At 70.1% G+C, this 19,363-nt stretch carries 14 protein-coding genes; 7 read left to right on the forward strand and 7 right to left on the reverse strand.

The features are described 5' to 3' along the window. Window positions 1-3: 3 nt before the first annotated feature. The 4 genes from JOE64_RS13520 (at window position 4) to JOE64_RS13535 (ending at window position 7,785) form a co-directional block, all read left to right on the forward strand. Window positions 4-3,276: a transglutaminase family protein gene (locus JOE64_RS13520; RefSeq protein WP_239531781.1), complete on the forward strand. Its 3,273-nt coding sequence runs from the start codon at window positions 4-6 to the stop codon at window positions 3,274-3,276. Further along, complete coding sequence (locus tag JOE64_RS13525; protein ID WP_204964725.1) at window positions 3,273-5,786, forward strand: circularly permuted type 2 ATP-grasp protein; 2,514 nt, start codon at window positions 3,273-3,275, stop codon at window positions 5,784-5,786. Before JOE64_RS13520 ends, JOE64_RS13525 begins: the two co-directional genes overlap by 4 nt. Beyond that, window positions 5,783-6,718 carry a transglutaminase family protein gene (locus tag JOE64_RS13530; RefSeq protein WP_204964726.1) on the forward strand — a complete coding sequence of 312 codons (936 nt, stop codon included), beginning with the start codon at window positions 5,783-5,785 and terminating at the stop codon, window positions 6,716-6,718. The genes JOE64_RS13525 and JOE64_RS13530 overlap by 4 nt, the downstream gene beginning before the upstream one ends. A gap of 65 nt (window positions 6,719-6,783) precedes the next feature. Further along, window positions 6,784-7,785: a zinc-binding metallopeptidase family protein gene (locus JOE64_RS13535; RefSeq protein ID WP_204964727.1), complete on the forward strand. Its 1,002-nt coding sequence runs from the start codon at window positions 6,784-6,786 to the stop codon at window positions 7,783-7,785. Between the two features lie 95 nt (window positions 7,786-7,880). Here JOE64_RS13535 and JOE64_RS13540 read toward each other — a convergent pair whose 3' ends face one another. Then, window positions 7,881-10,406 carry an ATP-dependent Clp protease ATP-binding subunit gene (locus tag JOE64_RS13540; RefSeq protein ID WP_204964728.1) on the reverse strand — a complete coding sequence of 842 codons (2,526 nt, stop codon included), beginning with the start codon at window positions 10,404-10,406 and terminating at the stop codon, window positions 7,881-7,883. A 383-nt stretch (window positions 10,407-10,789) separates the two neighbouring features. On the opposite strand from JOE64_RS13540, the gene JOE64_RS13545 reads away from it, so the two are divergent. Further along, complete coding sequence (locus JOE64_RS13545; protein WP_204964729.1) at window positions 10,790-11,578, forward strand: hypothetical protein; 789 nt, start codon at window positions 10,790-10,792, stop codon at window positions 11,576-11,578. Further along, complete coding sequence (locus JOE64_RS13550) at window positions 11,575-11,808, forward strand: helix-turn-helix domain-containing protein (RefSeq protein WP_204964730.1); 234 nt, start codon at window positions 11,575-11,577, stop codon at window positions 11,806-11,808. The genes JOE64_RS13545 and JOE64_RS13550 overlap by 4 nt, the downstream gene beginning before the upstream one ends. Window positions 11,809-11,962: 154 nt before the next feature. Here JOE64_RS13550 and JOE64_RS13555 read toward each other — a convergent pair whose 3' ends face one another. The 4 genes from JOE64_RS13555 to JOE64_RS13570 form a co-directional block, all read right to left on the reverse strand. Then, window positions 11,963-12,703, reverse strand: a complete 741-nt coding sequence (locus JOE64_RS13555; protein WP_239531782.1) for an endonuclease domain-containing protein — start codon at window positions 12,701-12,703, stop codon at window positions 11,963-11,965. 541 nt (window positions 12,704-13,244) lie between these two features. Further along, the gene (locus JOE64_RS13560) at window positions 13,245-13,967 is read right to left on the reverse strand and encodes a hypothetical protein (RefSeq protein ID WP_204964732.1); all 723 of its coding nucleotides are present in this window, start codon (window positions 13,965-13,967) and stop codon (window positions 13,245-13,247) included. A gap of 181 nt (window positions 13,968-14,148) precedes the next feature. Next, a complete protein-coding gene (gene cls / locus JOE64_RS13565; RefSeq protein ID WP_204964733.1) occupies window positions 14,149-15,609 on the reverse strand; it encodes a cardiolipin synthase in 1,461 nt (486 codons plus the stop codon). Window positions 15,610-15,653: 44 nt separating this feature from the next. Continuing rightward, complete coding sequence (locus tag JOE64_RS13570) at window positions 15,654-15,845, reverse strand: hypothetical protein (RefSeq protein ID WP_204964734.1); 192 nt, start codon at window positions 15,843-15,845, stop codon at window positions 15,654-15,656. A 102-nt stretch (window positions 15,846-15,947) separates the two neighbouring features. On the opposite strand from JOE64_RS13570, the gene JOE64_RS13575 reads away from it, so the two are divergent. Further along, window positions 15,948-17,093: a DUF4192 family protein gene (locus tag JOE64_RS13575; RefSeq protein ID WP_204964735.1), complete on the forward strand. Its 1,146-nt coding sequence runs from the start codon at window positions 15,948-15,950 to the stop codon at window positions 17,091-17,093. A gap of 25 nt (window positions 17,094-17,118) precedes the next feature. On the opposite strand, the gene JOE64_RS13580 is transcribed toward JOE64_RS13575, so the two are convergent. Both JOE64_RS13580 and lysS read right to left on the reverse strand, forming a co-directional pair. After that, window positions 17,119-17,811 carry a LysE family transporter gene (locus tag JOE64_RS13580; protein ID WP_204964736.1) on the reverse strand — a complete coding sequence of 231 codons (693 nt, stop codon included), beginning with the start codon at window positions 17,809-17,811 and terminating at the stop codon, window positions 17,119-17,121. 9 nt (window positions 17,812-17,820) lie between these two features. After that, complete coding sequence (lysS, locus tag JOE64_RS13585) at window positions 17,821-19,347, reverse strand: lysine--tRNA ligase (RefSeq protein ID WP_204964737.1); 1,527 nt, start codon at window positions 19,345-19,347, stop codon at window positions 17,821-17,823. Window positions 19,348-19,363: the final 16 nt, after the last annotated feature.

Consider the following 19,363-nt stretch of genomic DNA (forward strand, 5'->3'; position numbering starts at 1 on the left):
GAGATGCACGATGCTGAGGGCATGTCGATCAAGGTCGCCCTCGAGCATTACACCGGCTACGAGTTCGCACATCCCGTCAACGTGGGCGCCCACACCGTGCGCCTGCGCCCCGCGCCCCATTCGCGGACGCCCATCGAGGCGTACTCGCTCGACATCTCGCCGGCGAACCACTTTCTGAACTGGCAGCAGGATCCGTTCGGCAACTGGCTGGCACGCATCGTCTTCCCCGAAAAGGTGTCGAAGCTCGAGATCACGGTCGGGGTGGTCGCCGACATGATGGTGATCAATCCGCTCGACTTCTTCATCGAGGAGTACGCGGAGCGGTTCCCGTTCGCCTACGATCCGGCGCTCTCCGCCGACCTGGCCCCGTACCTGCGGCCCGTCGCCGACAGCGGCGCCGCCGAGCTCTGGCGCGAGAGCCTGCCCGCGCTGCCGGCCGACGGGCTGCCCACCGTGACGTTCCTCTCGCAGCTCAACCGGGCCGTGCACGGCGCGGTCGGGTACTCCGTGCGCATGGAGCCCGGCGTGCAGACCCCCGACCACACCCTGCAGTCGGGCATCGGGTCATGCCGTGACAGCGCCTGGCTGCTCGTCAGCCTGCTGCGCCAGTACGGGCTCGCAGCCCGCTTCGTCTCGGGCTACCTGGTGCAGCTCGCGTCGGACGAGAAGTCGCTCGATGGGCCGAGCGGGCCCGAGCAGGACTTCACCGACCTGCACGCGTGGGCCGAGGTGTTCGTCCCGGGTGCGGGGTGGATCGGGTTGGATGCCACGAGCGCGCTGTTCGCCGGCGAAGGCCACATCCCCCTCTCCGCCACGCCGGATCCATCGTCGGCCGCACCGATCAGCGGTGCCACCGACCCCGTCGGGGTGACCTTCTCGTTCCACAACGAGGTGCGCCGCATCCACGAGGACCCCCGCACGACGAAGCCCTACACCGACGAACAGTGGGCTCGCATCGACGCCGCGGGCGAGCTCGTCGACGAGCGCCTTCGTACGTCCGACGTGCGACTGACGCTGGGCGGCGAGCCGACGTTCGTGGCCCTCGACGACGCCACGGCGCCGGAGTGGAACACCGCCGCCGACGGAACGGACAAGCGCCGGCTCGCGAACGTCCTCGCCGAGCGCCTGCGCGAGACGTACGCACTCGGCGGCGTCGTGCACCGCGGGCAGGGCAAGTGGTACCCGGGCGAGAGCCTGCCCCGCTGGAACATCGCGCTGCAGTGGCGCACCGACGGGGTCGCCCTGTGGCAGCACGCCGACCTGTTCGACGACCCGTGGGCCGAGGCGTCCCCCGATGACGCGGCCACGGCACCCGATCGCGCCCGGCGCCTCGCCGAGCGGATCACCGCGCTTCTCGGCCTGCCCGCCGAGCAGCTACTCTGGGCGCACGAGGATCCGCTCGCAGCGCTGTCCGCGCACCTGCGCCAGCCCGACGGCCCCGCCCCTGACGGCGACGAGCTGGGCGCGGCGCGCGCCGTCGAAGAGGATGCCGGGGCACCGACCGGCCACGTCCTGCCCCTCGTCACCGGCGAGACCTGGTCGAGCCCGGCCTGGCGATTCCGCCGCGGCCGCCTCGTCCTGGCCCCCGGCACCAGCGCCGTCGGCCTGCGCCTTCCCCTCGACTCGATCGATTGGAGCGATCCGGAGTGGCCCGGCGAACCCTCCTACCTCGAGGCGTACGCACCCCTGCACCCGGGGATCCCCGCGGTCGAGGTGATCTCCCCGACGGGGGCACCGACCACGGCCCTCGCCGTCGAGGCACGCGAGGGGCACGTGTTCGTCTTCCTGCCGCCGACGTCACGGCTCGAGGACTACGCCGCGCTGCTCGCCCTGATCGAGGCCGCCGCGGTCGAGGTGGGCACCTCGCTCGTGCTCGAGGGATACTCGGCACCGCCGGACGCCCGTCTCACGCAGCTCATCGTCACCCCCGACCCGGGAGTGATCGAGGTCAACGTCCAGCCGACGTCGTCGTGGGCCGAGCAGCGCGCCCTCACCTTCGATCTGTACGCGACCGCACGGAGCGTCCGTCTGACGACGGAGAAGTTCGATCTCGACGGCACCCACACCGGCACCGGCGGCGGCAACCACATCACGCTCGGCGGGCGCCAGCCGATCGATTCACCCCTGCTCCGGCGCCCCGACCTGCTCGCCTCGCTCGTGACCTACTGGCAGCGGCATCCGTCGCTCTCGTACCTGTTCTCGGGACGGTTCATCGGGCCCACCAGCCAGGCGCCGCGCTTCGACGAAGGCCGGCCCGAGGCGGTCTACGAGATGGAGATCGCCCTGCAGGAGGTGCGGCGGCTCGCAGCCGAGACCGACGAGCCGCGCCCGTGGATCATCGACCGCGCGCTGCGGCACCTTCTCACCGATCTGACCGGCAACACGCACCGCGCCGAGTTCTGCATCGACAAGCTCTACAACCCCGACTCCGCACGCGGCCGTCTCGGTCTGCTGGAGCTGCGCGGCTTCGAGATGCCGCCGCACCCGCAGCTCGCCCTCGTGCAGGCACTCCTCGTCCGCGGGCTCGTGGCCATGTTCTGGGACGAGCCGCTCACCGCTCCTCTGGTGCGGTGGGGAACAGCACTGCACGAGGACTTCCTGCTGGCCGAGGGCGCTCGACGCGACATCGCCGCGGTGGTCGCAGACCTTCGCGCCCACGGCATCCCGTTCGAGGAGAGCTGGCTGGAACCGTTCGTGGAGTTCCGCTTCCCGCGGGTGGGTGTGACCCGTGTCGAGCCGGGCATCGAGCTCGAGATGCGCCAGGCCATCGAGCCGTGGCACGTCCTCGGCGAAGAGGCGACGGCCGGCGGAACCGCCCGATACGTGGATTCCTCTCTCGAGCGGATGCAGATCAAGGTGTCGGGCCTCGACGCGACGCGTCACGTCGTCGTCGCCGGCGGGGCCGTGCTGCCCCTGACCTCCACCGGCCGCCACGGCGAGTACTACGCGGGCATCCGCTATCGCGCCTGGCAACCGTGGTCGGCACTGCATCCTTCGATCCCGATCCATGCCCCGCTCACGGTCGAGGTCGTCGACGCGGATGCCGGGGTCTCGCTCGGCGGCGCGACGTATCACGTCGTCCATCCCGGCGGCCGCGCCTACGAGCGCCCCCCGGTCAACGCCAGCGAGGCCGAGGCCCGCCGGTCGGGCCGATTCGAGCCTCGAGGCCACACACCCGGTAGGTTCGATGTGGCTGCGGCGCGCGAGACGGGGGCGCGTGCGGCGACACCCGACTATCCCCGCACCCTGGATCTACGGAGGGTTCCTTCCGCGTGAGCGTTCTGCGGGACTACGCGACGGCGGTGTCGCAACCGACACTGCCGCTGTCCACCGCGCTCGAACCGGCCCGGTACGACGAGGTGGTGGATGCCGACGGCGCGCTGCGCGCCCCGTGGCAGGCCCTCGCCGGTCTCGCACTCGGACTCACCGGAGACGAGCTCAGCCGGGTCGCCGGCGAGATCTCCCGCTTCCTCGCGGACGACGGCGTGTCGTACCTGCGCCCCGGCGCCGTCGCCGAACCCTGGCAGCTCGACCCGATCCCCCTGGTCATCGACGCCGCGACCTGGTCGAAGCTCGATCTCGGACTCGCCCAGCGCACCGAGCTGCTGAACGCGATCGCCGTCGACCTCTACGGCGAACAGACCCTCCTGCGCGAGGGCATCGTCCCGTCGGCGGTCGTTCTGGGGCACTCCGGCTTCGTGCGGCCGATCGCCGGCTCGCGGACGACCGACAGGCATCCGCTGCTGCTGGCCGGCGCCGACCTCGGCCGCGACGCGGCGGGCGAATGGCACGTGCTCGCCGACCGGGTGCAGGCCCCGTCGGGGCTCGGCTTCGCCGCCGAGAACCGCCGCGTCATCTCGCAGGTGCTGCCCGACCTGTTCCACGAGAGCAGCCTGCACCGGATCGACCCGTTCCTGTCCGCACTGCGGGCGGCCCTGCTGTCGTCGGCGCCGGAGGGAGTCACCGATCCACGCGTCGTGATCCTGTCGCCCGGAACGCACAGCGAGACCTCGTTCGACCAGGCGTTCCTGGCCACCGCACTCGGGTTCCCCCTGGTGCAGGGCAGCGACCTGGTGGTCCGCGACGGCACCGTGTGGATGAAGCCCGCCCGGTGGCCGGGTCGCGCACCGACCGACCGCGTCGACGTGATCGTCCGGCGCGTCGACGCGGAGTGGTGCGACCCGCTCGAGATGCGCGGCGACTCGCGCCTCGGCGTCGCGGGGCTGTCGGAGGCGGTCCGGCGCGGGCGCGTGCGCCTGGTGAACGGGCTGGGCACGGGCGTCCTCGAGAACCCGGGGCTCCTGCCCTTTCTGGCGGACGCGTGCGAGCATCTGCTCGGCGAGCATCTGCGCCTGCCGTCCGTGCGGACGCTGTGGTGCGGCGATCCCGACGCGTACCGTGATGTGCGGGCTCGCCTCATCGAGGGAGACCCGACCCTGCTGCTGCGCTCCATCGACGAGCCCCGCAAGACGTTCGCGTCACTTCCGACCGACGAGCTCGCGGCGCGAGTGGATGCCGCTCCGCACCGCTTCGTCGGTCAAGACCTGCTCTCCCTGTCGCAGGCGCCGATCTGGCGCACGGGCGGCCAGGCCCTCGCCGCCCCCCTGAACCTGCGGGCATTCACCCTGCACTACGGCTCGGCGTACCGGCCGCTGCTGGGCGGGCTGGCCACCGTCCGCGAGCATCCCGACGCTCCCCCGCGCACCAAGGACGTCTGGGTGCTGAAGGCCGACCTCGCCGACGCGGACCAGAACCTGGCCGAGATCACTCCGATCGCCACGGCCCGCACCGTGCCGGCCCTGGCTCCGCGCGCGCTCGCGGACATGTTCTGGACGGGCCGATACGCGGAGCGCGCCGAGGACTTGCTGCGCCTATCGCTCGCCGCGCAGGCATTGCTCGACCAGCCGGGAGCTCCCGCCGCGACGCGCATGCCCGAGAGCGCGCGGGTGCTGTGGCGGGTCATCGCGCGGCTCATGGGTCAGCGCTCGTCCGACCACGAGTCCGAGTTCCGCGACGTCCTGCTCGACTCTCGACGCGCCGGTACCGCCGCGCACTCCGTCCGAAGGTTGCGCGAGGCGATGGAGGGAGTGCGCGATCAGCTGTCGGGAGACACGTGGCGCGTGTTCTCGAACATCGAGCGCGCCACACGGGCGCTCGAGCTGTCGCCGCGACCGCACCGCGCCGCCGAATCCGCCGGCCGCATGCTGGCGGCCATGCTCTCGCTGTACGGGATCACCGCGAACATGATCCGCGACTCCGGGTGGCACATGATGGAGGCGGGACGATTCCTCGAGCGCGGCCTGCAGCTGACCCACCTGTTGCACGGTCTCACCGAGCGGCGTGACCCGCGACGCGAACACGAGGTGCTCGACGGCATCCTCCTCTCCGCGGAGAGCGTCGTGACCTACCGTCGCCGCTACCGCGGATCGGTGCGCGATGCCGATGTGCTCGATCTGCTGCTGCTCGATGAGAGCAACCCCCGCTCGCTCGCGTTCGCCCTGTCACGACTGCGTGAACACCTCGGTGCCATGCCGGCATCCACCGGTTCGACCCGCGCGGAGCGGCTGCTCGACCATCTCGAGTCCGACGTGGCCGAGCTCGATGTGGCGAACCTCGGACGCGCGCACAGCGGCCGCCGCGAGGACCTCGCCGACGCCCTCGACGACATCGCGACACGGCTCGAGCAGCTCGCGGTCGCGATCCACGAGCAGCACTTCGAGAGCGGCCCGCCGCCGGTGCCGCTGTCCGAGCTGTCGCTCGTCGAACTGATGGAGGCGCGCGCATGAGGCACTATCGCGTGTGGCATCGCACGGCGTACACCTACTCAAAGCCGGTGCAGGACAGCGTGGGACTCTTCCACCTCGTACCGCGCCAGCTGCCGTGGCAGCACGTCACGGCTTCGGCGGTCACCGTCGACCCTCAGCCGGGCGACATCTCGCCCGATGTCGACTACTTCGGAAACCCGTCGACCTACTTCCACCTCACCGACCCGCACGACGCCCTCGCGATCGAGGCGGCGAGCGATGTGTCGGTCGAGCTGCCCGCGTACGATCCCGAGGCTCTGGCGTCGCCCTGGGAGCGGGCACGCCCCCTCGTGCACTCCGATCTGCCGCATGCGTGGAGCGCCGCGGAGTACGCCCTCGAATCGCCGCGCGTGCGCCATGCCGCGGCGGCGACCGAGTACGGCGCGCAGTCGCTGACCCCGGGGCGCCCGCTGGGAGAGGCGGCGACCGACCTCATGCAGCGCATCTTCCGCGACTTCGAGTACGACAAGACGGCGACGACCGTCACGAGCACGGTCGACGATGCGATGCGCAAGCGCGCGGGCGTCTGCCAGGATTTCGCCCACGTCGCTCTCGCGTGCCTTCGCGGCAACGGCGTGGCCGCGCGCTACGTCTCGGGGTACCTGGCGACGCAGCCACCGCCCCGCAAAGAGCGGGTGTTCGGAGCGGATGCCTCGCACGCCTGGCTCGCCGTGTGGCTGCCGGGCACCGACCAGTGGCTCGCAATCGACCCGACCAACGACCAGTGGGCGAACGATCGCTACATCACGGTCGCCTGGGGGCGCGACTACGGCGACGTCTCGCCGGTGAAGGGCATCATCTACACGAAGGCGAAGAAGTCGACCCTGCGCGTGCAGGTCGACGTCGCCCCGGTCGAGGCGCCGGCAGACCTCCCCGCCGCTCCCCCGATTTCCCGCGCCGCGGTCACCGGCTGAGCAGTCCGCGACGGCCGGCTGTCAAGGCCCGACGCCCGGCACGCGGACGATGACATGCTGGGCGGGTGAAGGCCTACTCCTGCCGCGTCTGCGGAAACGTCCTCTACTTCGAGAACTCCGTGTGCGTGTCGTGCGGCACTCCGCTCGGCTATGCGCGCAGCGAGCGCGCGATCGTCCCCGTCGACGCGTCGGGCGTCTACGTCGATGACGAGGGGTGGGTGTGGCACGTCTGCCGCAACCTCGGGCTCTCGGGGTGCACGTGGCTCGCCCCGCTGGCAGGCGGGCAATGCGCGGCCTGCGACCTGACCCGCACGCGCCCCGCCGACGACGACGCCGCAGGGATGGCCGCGTTCCCCGTGGCCGAGCGCGCCAAGCGCCATCTGGTCGCCGAGTTGGACTCTCTCGGCTTCGACGTCGTGCCGAAGTCGGCCGACCCCGCCGCCGGTCTCGCGTTCGACGTGCTGTCGTCGGTGCACGCCCCCGTCATCATCGGCCATTCCGACGGCATCGTGACGATCGATCTGGCCGAGGGCGACGACTCGCACCGCGAGAAGATCCGCCACGAGCTCGCGGAGCCCTACCGCACCATGCTGGGGCACTTCCGCCACGAGGTCGGTCACTACATCGAGTGGCGTCTCGTCGAGTCCGACCCGACGCGACTCGCGCGGGCGCGCGAGCTGTTCGGCGACGAGAGCGCCGACTACGACGAGGCCGTCCAGCGCCACTACGCCGAGGGCGCGCCGGCCGGCTGGCAGCAGAGGTTCATCTCGGCGTACGCGACGATGCACCCGTACGAGGACTTCGCGGAGACCTGGGCGCACTACCTGCACATCTGCGACACGGTCGAGACCGTGGTCGCCACAGGCCTCCTGCCCGCCACCGACATCATCGGCTACCCGAGCTTCGCCGCGTTCGTCGCCGACGTGTGGATCCCGCTGTCGACCGCGCTCAACCTCGTGAACCGGTCGATGGGCGAAGGAGACCTCTACCCGTTCGTGATCCCGCCGGCCGTGCTCGACAAACTCGAGTTCGTCGCGTCGCTGCGCCCGGGGACCACGGAGGCGTGACCTGCCGAGGCGCCGCGTACGGCGCCTCGGGGTGAGCGAAGGGGGGTGGATGCCTGCAGGCATCCACCCCCCTTTATTCGTGCGTGTGGCTCGGCTCAGCCGCCGGCCACGATGTCCGGGGTGGCCTCGATGGCCCCCGCCGCACCGATGCCGACCGCGACCTTCTCGCCGCGCGGACCGAGCTCGAACAGGAACTTTCCGTTCTCGGCGTCGACCTTCACGTGGTCGCCGGGGTTCAGCTCGCCGTGCAGGATGCGCTCGGAGAGCTGGTCCTCGACCTCGCGCTGCATGGCGCGGCGCAGCGGGCGCGCACCGAGCGTGGGGTCGAACCCGATCTCGATGAGGCGGTCCTTCGCGGCATCCGTCAGCTCGACCGTCATGTCGCGGTCGAGGAGACGCTCGCTGAGACGCTTCGTGAACAGGCCGACGATCTGGCGCAGCTCGGCCTTGTTCAGCTGCGGGAAGACGATGACGTCGTCGACGCGGTTGAGGAACTCGGGCTTGAAGTGACGCTTGAGCTCTTCGTCGACCTTGCCCTTCATCCGCTCGTAGGTGGTCTGCGCGTTGCCCTCGACCTGGAACCCGACCGGGCCGCCGGCGATCGCCGACGAACCGAGGTTGGTGGTCATGATGATGACCGTGTTCTTGAAGTCGACGACGCGGCCCTGACCGTCGGTCAGGCGACCCTCTTCGAGGATCTGCAGCAGCGAGTTGAAGATGTCGGGGTGGGCCTTCTCGATCTCGTCGAACAGCACCACCGAGAACGGCTTGCGGCGCACCTTCTCGGTGAGCTGGCCGCCCTCTTCGAAGCCGACGAACCCGGGAGGGGCACCGAACAGCCGCGAGACGGTGTGCTTCTCACCGAACTCGCTCATGTCGAGCGAGATCAGTGCGCCCTCGTCGTCGAAGAGGAACTCGGCGAGCGCCTTGGCGAGCTCGGTCTTTCCTACGCCCGTGGGGCCGGCGAAGATGAACGAACCCGAGGGACGCTTCGGGTCCTTGAGGCCGGCGCGCTGGCGACGGATGGTGCGGCTGAGCGCCGCGATGGCCTCTTCCTGGCCGATGACACGCTGGTGCAACGCCTTCTCCATGAAGACGAGGCGGCTGGTCTCCTCCTCGGTGAGCTTGAAGACCGGGATGCCCGTGGCCTGCGCCAGCACTTCGGCGATCAGACCCTCGTCGACGACCGCGTGGGTGGCGACGTCGCCGCTGCGCCACTGCTTCTCGAGACGCAGACGCTCGGCGAGCAGGGACTTCTCCTCGTCGCGGAGCGACGCGGCCTTCTCGAAGTCCTGCTCCTCGCTGGCGAGTTCCTTGTCTTCGCGGACTTTGGCGATCTTCTCGTCGAATTCGCGGAGCTCCGGCGGGGAGGACAGGATCGACAGGCGCAGGCGGGCGCCGGCCTCATCGATCAGGTCGATCGCCTTGTCGGGCAGGAACCGGTCGGCGATGTAGCGGTCGGCGAGGTTCGCCGCCGCGACGATCGCGCCGTCGGTGATCTGCACCTTGTGGTGTGCCTCGTAGCGGTCGCGCAGACCCTTCAGGATGTTGATCGCGTGGGGGAGGCTCGGCTCGGCGACCTGAATCGGCTGGAAGCGGCGCTCGAGCGCGGCATCCTTCTCGAAGTGCTTGCGGTACTCGTCGAGGGTCGTCGCACCGATCGTCTGCAGCTCGCCGCGGGCGAGGAGGGGCTTGAGGATGGATGCCGCGTCGATCGCGCCCTCGGCGGCACCCGCACCCACGAGGGTGTGGATCTCATCGATGAAGACGATGATGTCGCCGCGGGTACGGATCTCCTTGGTGACCTTCTTCAGGCGCTCCTCGAAGTCGCCGCGGTAGCGGGAACCGGCGATGAGCGAACCGAGGTCGAGCGAGTAGACCTGCTTGTCCTTCAGCGTCTCGGGCACGTCGTTCTTGACGATCGCCTGCGCGAGGCCCTCGACGACGGCGGTCTTGCCGACGCCGGGCTCGCCGATGAGGACGGGGTTGTTCTTCGAGCGGCGCGACAGGATCTGCATCACGCGCTCGATCTCCTTCTCGCGCCCGATCACCGGGTCGAGCTTGTTGTCGCGCGCGGCCTGCGTGAGGTTGCGGCCGAACTGGTCGAGCACCGCCGAGCCGCCCTGGGCGCCCTGCTGGTTCTGCTCGCCGGCACCGGCGGCGACACCCGCGGGCTCCTTGCCCTGGTAGCCCGAGAGCAGCTGGATGACCTGCTGACGCACCTTGTTCAGGTCGGCGCCGAGCTTGACGAGCACCTGGGCGGCGACGCCCTCGCCCTCGCGGATGAGGCCGAGCAAGATGTGCTCGGTGCCGATGTAGTTGTGGCCCAGCTGCAGCGCTTCGCGCAGGCTCAGCTCGAGCACCTTCTTGGCGCGCGGGGTGAAGGGGATGTGGCCGGTCGGCTGCTGCTGCCCCTGGCCGATGATGTCCTGGACCTGCTCGCGGACGGCGTCCAGCGAGATCCCCAGGCTCTCGAGCGCCTTGGCGGCGACGCCCTCGCCCTCGTGGATGAGACCGAGCAGGATGTGCTCGGTGCCGATGTAGTTGTGGTTGAGCATCTTCGCCTCTTCTTGGGCGAGGACGACCACACGACGGGCACGGTCCGTGAATCTCTCGAACATGTCTGGCTCCTCCGGGTACCCAGTCTTCTGGCACCTACGTAGAGGCTAACGAGCAGGGCATCCGCATATGCCCGTGTTCGCTGGCGGCGTGATGACCGCATGTGACGCCCTCGGCCGTCACTCGCCTCTGTGTTCGGCGGCGCGTTCGCGTCCGGGAGTCGCCTTCACGTTCGGGGTCGCCTTCAGGTTCGGGGGCGTGTTCATGTTCGGAGGCGCCTTCACGTTCCGAGGCGTGTTCATGTTGGGAGGCGTCGATTTGTGGCGCGGATGCCACGGCATCCGCAACTCGGCGCCTTCGAACCCGCACACGATGCACCTCTTGCCCCTCAGCAGCGTGCTGCATATCGTTTATCGATAACAACGATTAACGATAGGGAGAACCTGTGGATGTCATCGGTTTGCTCGTCACCGCACTCGGCGCGATCGGGGTGATCGTGCTGGTCGCGGCGATCGCGCTCTCGCCGCGCGCGAGGAAGGACTCCACGCCGAGTAACATCCGCAACGCCGGGATCGAAAGGAGGTCCGCGGTCGTCCGGCTCGCCGGCTGGGTCGGCGGGATCTGGGCCACCGTGGCAGCCGCAGCGGCCGTCTATCTGGTCCTCACCATTCTGCTGGCGCCGTCGGTGCAGATCACGATCCCGGTGCAGACCTTCTGGCCGACTCTTCCGGCAGGGGCGACCTACGAGGGAACCACGGCGGTCCGCGAGCAAGGCGGCTTCACCAACGCGCAGGTGACGCTGACCGGCCTTTCGTTCGGTGCCCGCAGCGCATGGGCTCTCAGCCAGGCGCTCTGGTGCCTTATCCCCGGCGCCATTGCCGCGCTCGTCGCAATCGCCGCTTCCCGCTTGCAGCGCGGAGAGCCGTTCACGCCGCTCCTCTCGCGGTTCACCACGGTGACCGCCGTCATTGTGGCGCTCGGCGGGATCGTCGCACAGCTGTCGGGTGACCTCGCCGGCACCGCAGCCGCGGCCGAGCTCCTGCGGTGGTCCGGAGCAAACTACCCCGACATCCCCGTCTTCCCGGACTCCAGCATGTCCACCTGGCTGCCTCAACCCGGATCCAACGTCGAGATCGCTCTGTGGCCGCTCGCGGCAGGACTCGGCCTCGCCGCCCTGGCCGCCATGTTCCGTCACGGAGGGCACCTCCGCCGCGACACGGAAGGCCTCGTATGAGTCCGGCCGCGGAGGACGAAGAGTCCGCCGGCATCCACTGCCGGCTCGATGACCTCCTGATCGAGCGCGGGATGACCCTCACCCGACTGTCCGAACTCGTCGGCGTCTCGGTCGTCAACCTGTCGATCCTCAAGAACGACCGCGCACGCGCGATCCGCTACTCGACGCTGTCGGCCGTCTGCCGAGCGCTCGACTGCGAGGTCGGCGAGCTGCTCGTGCGCGCCGACTGAGGCTTCGGCCCTCGCGTTACCCCCTCCCCTCTCTTCAGGGGCTCACCCTGCTCAAGGTCGTGAACGCCCTCTTCCTTCCGTCCGGAGGCGCCGAATCGCGGGTCGGATGCCCCGGCATCCGCACATCGGCGCCTCCGAACGGCCGCCCACGGCCTCACCGCGCCGCGGCCCCCAGCGCACGACCCACGCGCGCGATCAGGGCGCGCGGGTCGCGGAAGACGTCCGCCTTCGTCACCCGGATCACGCGCCAACCTGCGTCGACGAGACGGTCCATGCGCGCGATATCGAGCGCCCACTGCGCCGGATCGGTGAGGTGATGCTCGCCCTCGTACTCGAGCGCGACGCGCGCCCGAGGGAACGCGAGATCCACCTGGGCAAGCCACCGGCCACCCTCGACGACGTCGACGTTCACCTCGGGCATGGGCAGGCCCGCGTCGATGATCGTCAGCCGCAGCCACGTCTCGGCCCGTGATCGCGAACGCGTGCTCACCCGCGGAATCGCGAGCCTCAGCCGATCGCGACCGATGCGCCGGCCCGCATCCAGCGCCTCCACGAGAAGATCGACCGTCGCAAGGGCAGGAGGATCCGTGGCGTGGAGGGGCTCGCGTGCAGCGGCATCCGCCACCGCGACGAGGTCGTACGGATGCCGCAGCACCGAAGCGAGCATCGCCACGGTCGTCGCGGGCGTCGTCACGGCGACCCCGGTGCGCGGATGCGGCATCACCTCGGCGAGCGCAGGTCGCACCGTATGGCCCGTCACACCCACGCCCGCCGGGCCTCGGCGGGGCGCGAAGACGCACACGTCGAGGCCACCGGAATCGACGACGTGCAGGGGCAGCGGCATCCCCCACAGCACCGCGGCGGCGCCATGGCTGAAGAATTCGTGCTCCGTCATTCTCGGCGCATACTGCATGACCCGCGCGAGAAGTCGCCCCTCCGGGGTGCGCTGCTGCTCCCGCTCGAGGCTGCGCACTCCGTGGAACGGTCGGTCGAGGTCACGTGCACGCACGCGCGATGGCGTGACGCCCGCCGCGTAGGCGGTGCGCACAGAGAACGCAGCGCCCAAAGATGCCGGGAGAGGTCCGCGATTCATGGTGCCAGCGTGGAGTGTTGCGCGCCGTGGCATCCGACTTTCCACAGCATTCGGGGGCTTCTCGCGTGATCGCCTCGTTGTGGAGGAAAGGATGCCGCGGAGCGCCCCCGCTCGGCGGCGCCGATTCGCGGGTCCGACGCGGCCACACCCACAACTGGGCGCCTCCGAACTCGGGGGGAGGGAGCCTGCACCCGTGGGCTCACCGGTCGAGGTCTCGAAGGCGCCGATGCGCGGGTCGGATGCCTCCGCACCCGCAATTCGGCGCCTCTGAACCCAGGCACCACGACCCAGGCGCCACAGCCCAGGCGCCACAGCCCGGGTCGCACCCGCGGGCGGGTCGCGCTCAGCCGAGGACGGGCACCGTGACCGGGGTCGCGAACTGCGCGTCTCCGCCGCTCAGCACGACGCTCGCGCCGGCGCGTTCGACGCCCGCGACGCTGGCGAGGGCGACACGCGGAGCCATGTCCATCGTGCACGGCCTATTCTCGGCGGGGGTCGCGAAGGTCACAGCGACGGTCGTCGGGGTGGATGCCACGGCATCCTGCACCACCGGGGCGCACGTCGACGACCCCCACGTGAGGATCGCGATCAGGTCGCCACCCACCCACCCGGCGCTCGGCGCGTAGTCGGTCGCCTCGCCCGCCACCGCGCCGGCGATCCCCGTGAGTGTTGCCTGACCGCGGTGGCCCTGGCCTCCTGTGATGACGAGGTCGACACCCTTCGCCGGGTCCACACCCTCGGGCACGCCGACGAGGGTCGCGCGCGGCGCGAGGTCGGCCGTGCAGACACGGTCGGCGGGTCCGTCGTCGAGAGTGACGGCGAGCGAGCCGTCGGGCTGCAGCGCGACGTCGGACGCCATCGGCACGCAGGTGGATGACCCCCACGTGACCAGGGCGATCTGACGGCCGCCGTCGAGCCATCCTGCTTCGACCTGCACGGGCCCCGCCTCGGACGCGACGGGCGAACCCGACCCCGCCGGAGAGGCGGTCGTGGCGCACCCGGCGAGCGCGAGAACACCCGCAGCGACCAGGGTGAGAAGCGAAGCGGTGCGACGTGCGGTGTTCATGAGGTCATCCTTGCTGTGCGGTCGAGTGCGGTGCGGGTGGCCGAGCGTCGGAAGCGTCGAGGTGCGGGTGCGTCGGCATCCGCCCCACGAATCGGCGCCTTCGAACCGGAGCGACATCCCACCCCGAGGGCGCCGACAGCACGGGCCCCACCATGGCAGTGTCGCGCCCGCCCGGTTCGTCTCATTGCAACGACGACGTGAGCCGGGCGATGTTGTCGAGCACGGTCGAGCGCAGTGGCTGCTTCATCCACTCCTCGAGCGTGAGCTCGCGGCTGAGAGATCGGTACTCGTCCTCGACCGCGCGCAGCTGACGTACGTACTCCTCGCCTCGCACCAGCAGCGAGATCTCGAGGTTGAGACCGAACGAGCGCATGTCCATGTTGCTCGAGCCGATCACCGCGACCTCGTCGTCGATCGACATCGACTTCGAGTGCAGGATGTAGGGCTTCTTGTACATGAAGATCTTCACGCCGCCGCGCAGCAGCGCCTCGTAGTAGCTGCGCTGCGCGTGGTAGACCATGGCCTGGTCGCCCTCTTCCGAGACGAACAGTTCGACGTGCACGCCGCGCTGGCACGCGGTCTGGATCGCGAGCAGCAGGCCCTCGTCGGGCACGAAGTAGGGCGAGACGATGATGAGCTTCTCGCGCGCGGCGAATAGCAGCGACATGAACAGCTTGAGGTTGTTCTGGAACTCGAACCCGGGGCCCGACGGGATGATCTGGCAGTCCAGGTCGCCCGTTCCCGGCCGCACGTCGAAGACTTCGAGGTCTTCGACGATCTCGTCGGTCTCGCTGTACCAGTCGCTGAGGAAGACCGCGTTGATGGATGCCACGACGGGCCCGTCCACGCGGGTCATCATGTCGACCCAATGCAGGCCACGACGGATGTTCTTCGGCAGGTTGTAGGTCGAGTCGGTGACGTTCTGCGAGCCCGTGAATCCGACGACGCCGTCGACCACGAGAAGCTTGCGGTGGTTGCGGAGGTCGGGCCGGGTGTACGCACCGCGGAAGGGTTGCACGGGCAGCATCAGGTGCCAGTCCGCGCCCATGGCGTCGAGGCGACGCAGCGTCTGCTTGTAGAACGGCTTGCCACGGTTGGCCCAGTGGTCCAGGAGCACCCGGACCTTCACGCCCCGCGCCGCCACCTCTTCCATGGCGGCGAAGAAGGTCTCGGTCGTGGCATCCGCCTGCAGGATGTAGAACTCGACGTGCACGTAGCGGGTGGCCCCGCGGATGGCCTCGGCCATGGCGTCGATCGAGTCCTGGTAGCCCGAGATGAGGGTCGCCCCGTTGTCGCCCGAGATCGGCATGGCCCCCAGATTGCGGTTGAGACGCACGACGGCGCGGAACCAGTGCGGCGCCCCGGGGCGGAGCGTGCCGAGGTCGAGGCCCCGGCTCATCTGGCGGATGGTCTCGTTGATGACCTCCTGCTCGCGGCGGCGCTTGCGGGGAAGACGCGGGTTCCCGATCAGCAGGAACAGCAGCACGCCGACGATGGGGATGAAGTAGATCGCCAGCAGCCAGGCCATCGCCGCAGTGGGGCGCCGATTGCGCGGCACGAAGATGATGGCGAGGATGCGCACCGTCACGTCGAAGATGAAAACAACGATGACCCAGGCGAGGGCCCACCCGGTCTGCTCCACGAATCCCCCTGCGCTGGTCGGCTCGGTTCAGCGTACCGTCAGCCTCAGACGGTGCGTCGTTCGCCGTCCACCGGCGGCAGTCCGCGCTTGGCGCGCTCTTCCGCCTCGACCCGTGAGTATGCGCGACGCTCGGAGCGGTCCATCCGCAGGATCGCCCGCACGACGAAGACGAAGAGCCCGAGAACGACCACGGTGGGCAGCAGTGACCAGGCGACGGCAGCCCAATACGAGTCCATGGCATCCATCGTACGGACGTTATCCACAAGGCGACGATTCGGCTTCCACAATCGCGCCCCGCAGGCCACGACACGATCGCCTGGCCGGGCACGCTCGTGCCCATGTCGATCACCGTCAAGGCCGCCGATGCGGCACAGTTCCTCGCTCTCGTGCCGCGCCTGCTCGGCTGCACCCCGAACCGCAGCCTCGTGCTCGTGCCGATGTCCGGTAGTCGCAGTCTGGGCGCCATGCGCCTCGATCTGCCATCCGACGATCTGGCCGACGGCGTCGCGAGCGCTGCGATCGGCATGCTCTGCCGCATCGCCGACGTCGATGCGCTGGCCGCCGTCGTGTACACGGATGCCCCGATCGGACGCTCTCCCGACGGCGACGGGCCTCCGGCCCTTCCCGGCGCCACGCTCGTCGCGGCTCTCGCCGTGCGGGCGGATGCCTGCGGGTTGCGCCTCGTCGATGCGCTGACCGTGGCCCGCGACGGGTGGGGGTCGCATGAAGACCCCGCGCTGCCGCCCGGCGGACGCGCCCTCGACGACCTCCGCGTGCACGACACGACCGCGCGGCAGCTCGCGAGCGCGGGAATCACCGCCGACGGCGATCAGGCGTCGGGGGCGACTCTCCCCCGCGTCGAGGCGTCTGCGCGGCGCGCCGTGGCCCAGGCCTTCGCCTCACTCGCATCGGCACTGGAGGTCATCTGCGGCATCCCGTCCATGTCGGGGGCGGCGTCGCGGATCGACCCGGCGGCACTCGAGGCGGCGTGCGAGCTCGACGACCTGCCGACGCTGTTCGAGGATGCCCTGTCGTGGCATCCGGGCCCGTCGCCCATGCGCGCGGCGATGCTCGGCTGGTGCCTCTCGCGGCCGTCGCTGCGCGACATCGCCCTCGTGCAGTGGGCGACCGATCAGAACGGCGGCGACGTCGCGATGGACGCGCAGCGGCGCTGGGAGGATGGCGCGGAGTACCCCGCCGATCTGGCGTCGGTGATGTGGGGCGAAGGGCCGCGACCCGACGCGGAGCGTCTCGAGGCGGCGCTCGCGATCGTGCGCGAGGTGGCGGCGCTCGTCCCGAAGAAGCAGCGCCCGGGGCCGCTCGCCCTGTGCGGGTGGCTGTCGTGGGCGCTGGGTCGCTCGTCGCATGCCGACCGGTATACGACGCTCGCCCTCGCGATCGACCGCCGCCACGGGCTCGCCGACATCGTGCGCTCGTTCGTGCGCGCCGGCCACCTGCCCGACTGGGCGTTCCGACAGCACTGAGCGCGCTCGGCCTCGCGGTGAAACGTCAGTGCAGGAATGCGAGCAGAACGGCCACGGCGAGGAACAGGGCGCCGAACACCCGATCGATCACGCGCTGGCCGCGGGCCGTGCGGGTGAAGCGCCGGAACCCCTGGGCCGCGAGAGCGAAGAAGCCCCACATGACGGCGATGTCGACCGCGACGACGGTGACAGCCACCGCGACGTACTGCGACAGCAGCGGCTCGCCGGGACGGATGAACTGCGGCAGGAACGCCAGGAAGAAGACGATCGCCTTCGGGTTCAGGAGGTTCACCCATAGCCCGCGCCGGAACATCGACCAGCGCGACTCCATGACGACGCCGGGGCCTGCGGTGGTCGCCGTGGTTTCCTCGGCGCCCGCCATCTCGGGCGCAAGATCCGCGCGCGGGTCCGAGGCCGGCTCAGTAACGACAACCGGCCGCTGCAGAATCAGCCGGATGCCGAGGTACGCGAGATACGCGGCGCCGGCGTAACGGATGATCGCGAACAGCACCGGCGACGACGCGACGAGCACGCCGACCCCGGCGGCGACGATCGCGATCAGCACGACGAGTGCCGCCTGCTGCCCGAGGATGCCCCAGATCGCCCGCCGGAACCCGTGCGTGAGCGAGTTGCCCATCGTGTTGATGGCACCGGCGCCCGGCGTGAAACTGATCACGACGCACGCCGCCAGCAGCGTGAGCCACAGCGAGAACGCCACGCGCGGCCGCTACTTCACGAGGGGGAACAGGATCGTCTCGCGGATGCCGAGCCCGGTGATGGCCATCAGCAAGCGGTCGATGCCCATTCCCATGCCACCTGTGGGCGGCATGCCGTGCTCGAGCGCGCGCAGGAACTCCTCGTCGACGCGCATCGCCTCGTCGTCACCGCGTGCGGCGAGCTTCGCCTGCTCGACGAAGCGCTCGCGCTGGATGACCGGGTCGACGAGCTCCGAGTAGCCGGTGGCCAGCTCGAACCCGCGGACGTACAGATCCCACTTCTCGACGACGCCGGGGATCGACCGGTGCTCGCGCACGAGGGGCGACGTGTCGAGCGGGAAGTCCATGACGAACGTCGGACGCGTGAGGCCGCCCTTGACGAAGTGCTCCCACAGCTCCTCGACGTACTTGCCGTGCGTCGCGACCTTCTCGGGCACCTCGATGCCGGAGTCGGAGGCGAGGTCCTTCAGCTGGTCGAGCGGCGTGCGCGGGGTGATGCGGTGGCCGGATGCCTCCGACAGCGATTCGTACATCGAGATGCGGTCCCACTGTCCGCCGAGGTCGAACTCGGTGCCGTCAGCCCACGTGACGGTGGTCGATCCGGAGACCGCGACCGCGGCGTTCTGGATGAGCTCCTGCGTGAGGTCGGCGATGCCGTGGTAATCGGTGTAGGCCTGGTAGGCCTCGAGCATCGCGAACTCGGGGCTGTGGGTCGAGTCGGCGCCCTCGTTGCGGAAGTTGCGGTTGATCTCGAACACCCGGTCGATGCCCCCGACGACGGCGCGCTTGAGGAAGAGCTCGGGCGCGATGCGCAGGAACAGCTCCGCGTCGAACGCGTTCGAGCGCGTGACGAACGGGCGCGCCGCGGCACCGCCGTGCTGCACCTGCAGCATGGGCGTCTCGACCTCGAGGAAGTCGTGACCGGCGAAGGTCTGGCGCAGCGACGCGTTGACTCTCGCCCGGGCGATGACCGTCTCGCGGGCCTGGTCGCGCACGATCAGGTCGAGGAAGCGCGAACGCACGCGACTCTCCTCGCTCAGCTCGCTGTGCAGGTTCGGCAGCGGCAGCAGCGCCTTGGCGGCGATCGCCCAGGCGCTCACCATGATCGACAGCTCGCCCCGACGGCTCGAGATGACCTGACCGGTCACCGAGACGTGGTCGCCCAGATCGACGAGGTCCTTCCAGGCCTGCAGAGACTCGTCACCGACCTCGGCGAGCGAGACCATCGCCTGGATGCGGGCGCCGTCGCCGGACTGCAGCGAGGCGAAGCAGAGCTTGCCGGTGTTGCGGCTGAACACCACGCGTCCGGCGACCGATGCCGTGACGCCGGTCTCGGCGCCGGCGTCGAGGTCGGCGTAGCGAGCCCGGAGCTCGGCGATCGTGTCGGTGACGGGGACGGCCACGGGGTACGGGCCCCCGGCGGCATCCGTCCGCTCCGCGAGCAGACGGTCGCGCTTGCTCAGCCGGACCGCCTTCTGCTCGATGACGTCGTCTTCTGCGTCGGCAGAGACGGGGGACGCGGCGGACGGGTCAGTCATGTCGGGCGGCTCCTCG

Source organism: Microbacterium dextranolyticum (assembly GCF_016907295.1).
Lineage (GTDB): Bacteria > Actinomycetota > Actinomycetes > Actinomycetales > Microbacteriaceae > Microbacterium > Microbacterium dextranolyticum.

Excerpts from the sequence above, each read along its gene's own strand:
- JOE64_RS13520 (WP_239531781.1), top strand. The coding sequence starts at position 4 with ATGCACGATGCTGAGGGCATGTCGATCAAGGTCGCCCTCGAGCATTAC.
- JOE64_RS13530 (WP_204964726.1), top strand. The coding sequence starts at position 5,783 with ATGAGGCACTATCGCGTGTGGCATCGCACGGCGTACACCTACTCAAAG.
- JOE64_RS13540 (WP_204964728.1), bottom strand. The coding sequence starts at position 10,406 with ATGTTCGAGAGATTCACGGACCGTGCCCGTCGTGTGGTCGTCCTCGCC.
- JOE64_RS13550 (WP_204964730.1), top strand. The coding sequence starts at position 11,575 with ATGAGTCCGGCCGCGGAGGACGAAGAGTCCGCCGGCATCCACTGCCGG.
- JOE64_RS13555 (WP_239531782.1), bottom strand. The coding sequence starts at position 12,703 with ATGACGGAGCACGAATTCTTCAGCCATGGCGCCGCCGCGGTGCTGTGG.
- JOE64_RS13560 (WP_204964732.1), bottom strand. The coding sequence starts at position 13,967 with ATGAACACCGCACGTCGCACCGCTTCGCTTCTCACCCTGGTCGCTGCG.
- JOE64_RS13570 (WP_204964734.1), bottom strand. The coding sequence starts at position 15,845 with ATGGACTCGTATTGGGCTGCCGTCGCCTGGTCACTGCTGCCCACCGTG.
- JOE64_RS13575 (WP_204964735.1), top strand. The coding sequence starts at position 15,948 with ATGTCGATCACCGTCAAGGCCGCCGATGCGGCACAGTTCCTCGCTCTC.
- lysS (WP_204964737.1), bottom strand. The coding sequence starts at position 19,347 with ATGACTGACCCGTCCGCCGCGTCCCCCGTCTCTGCCGACGCAGAAGAC.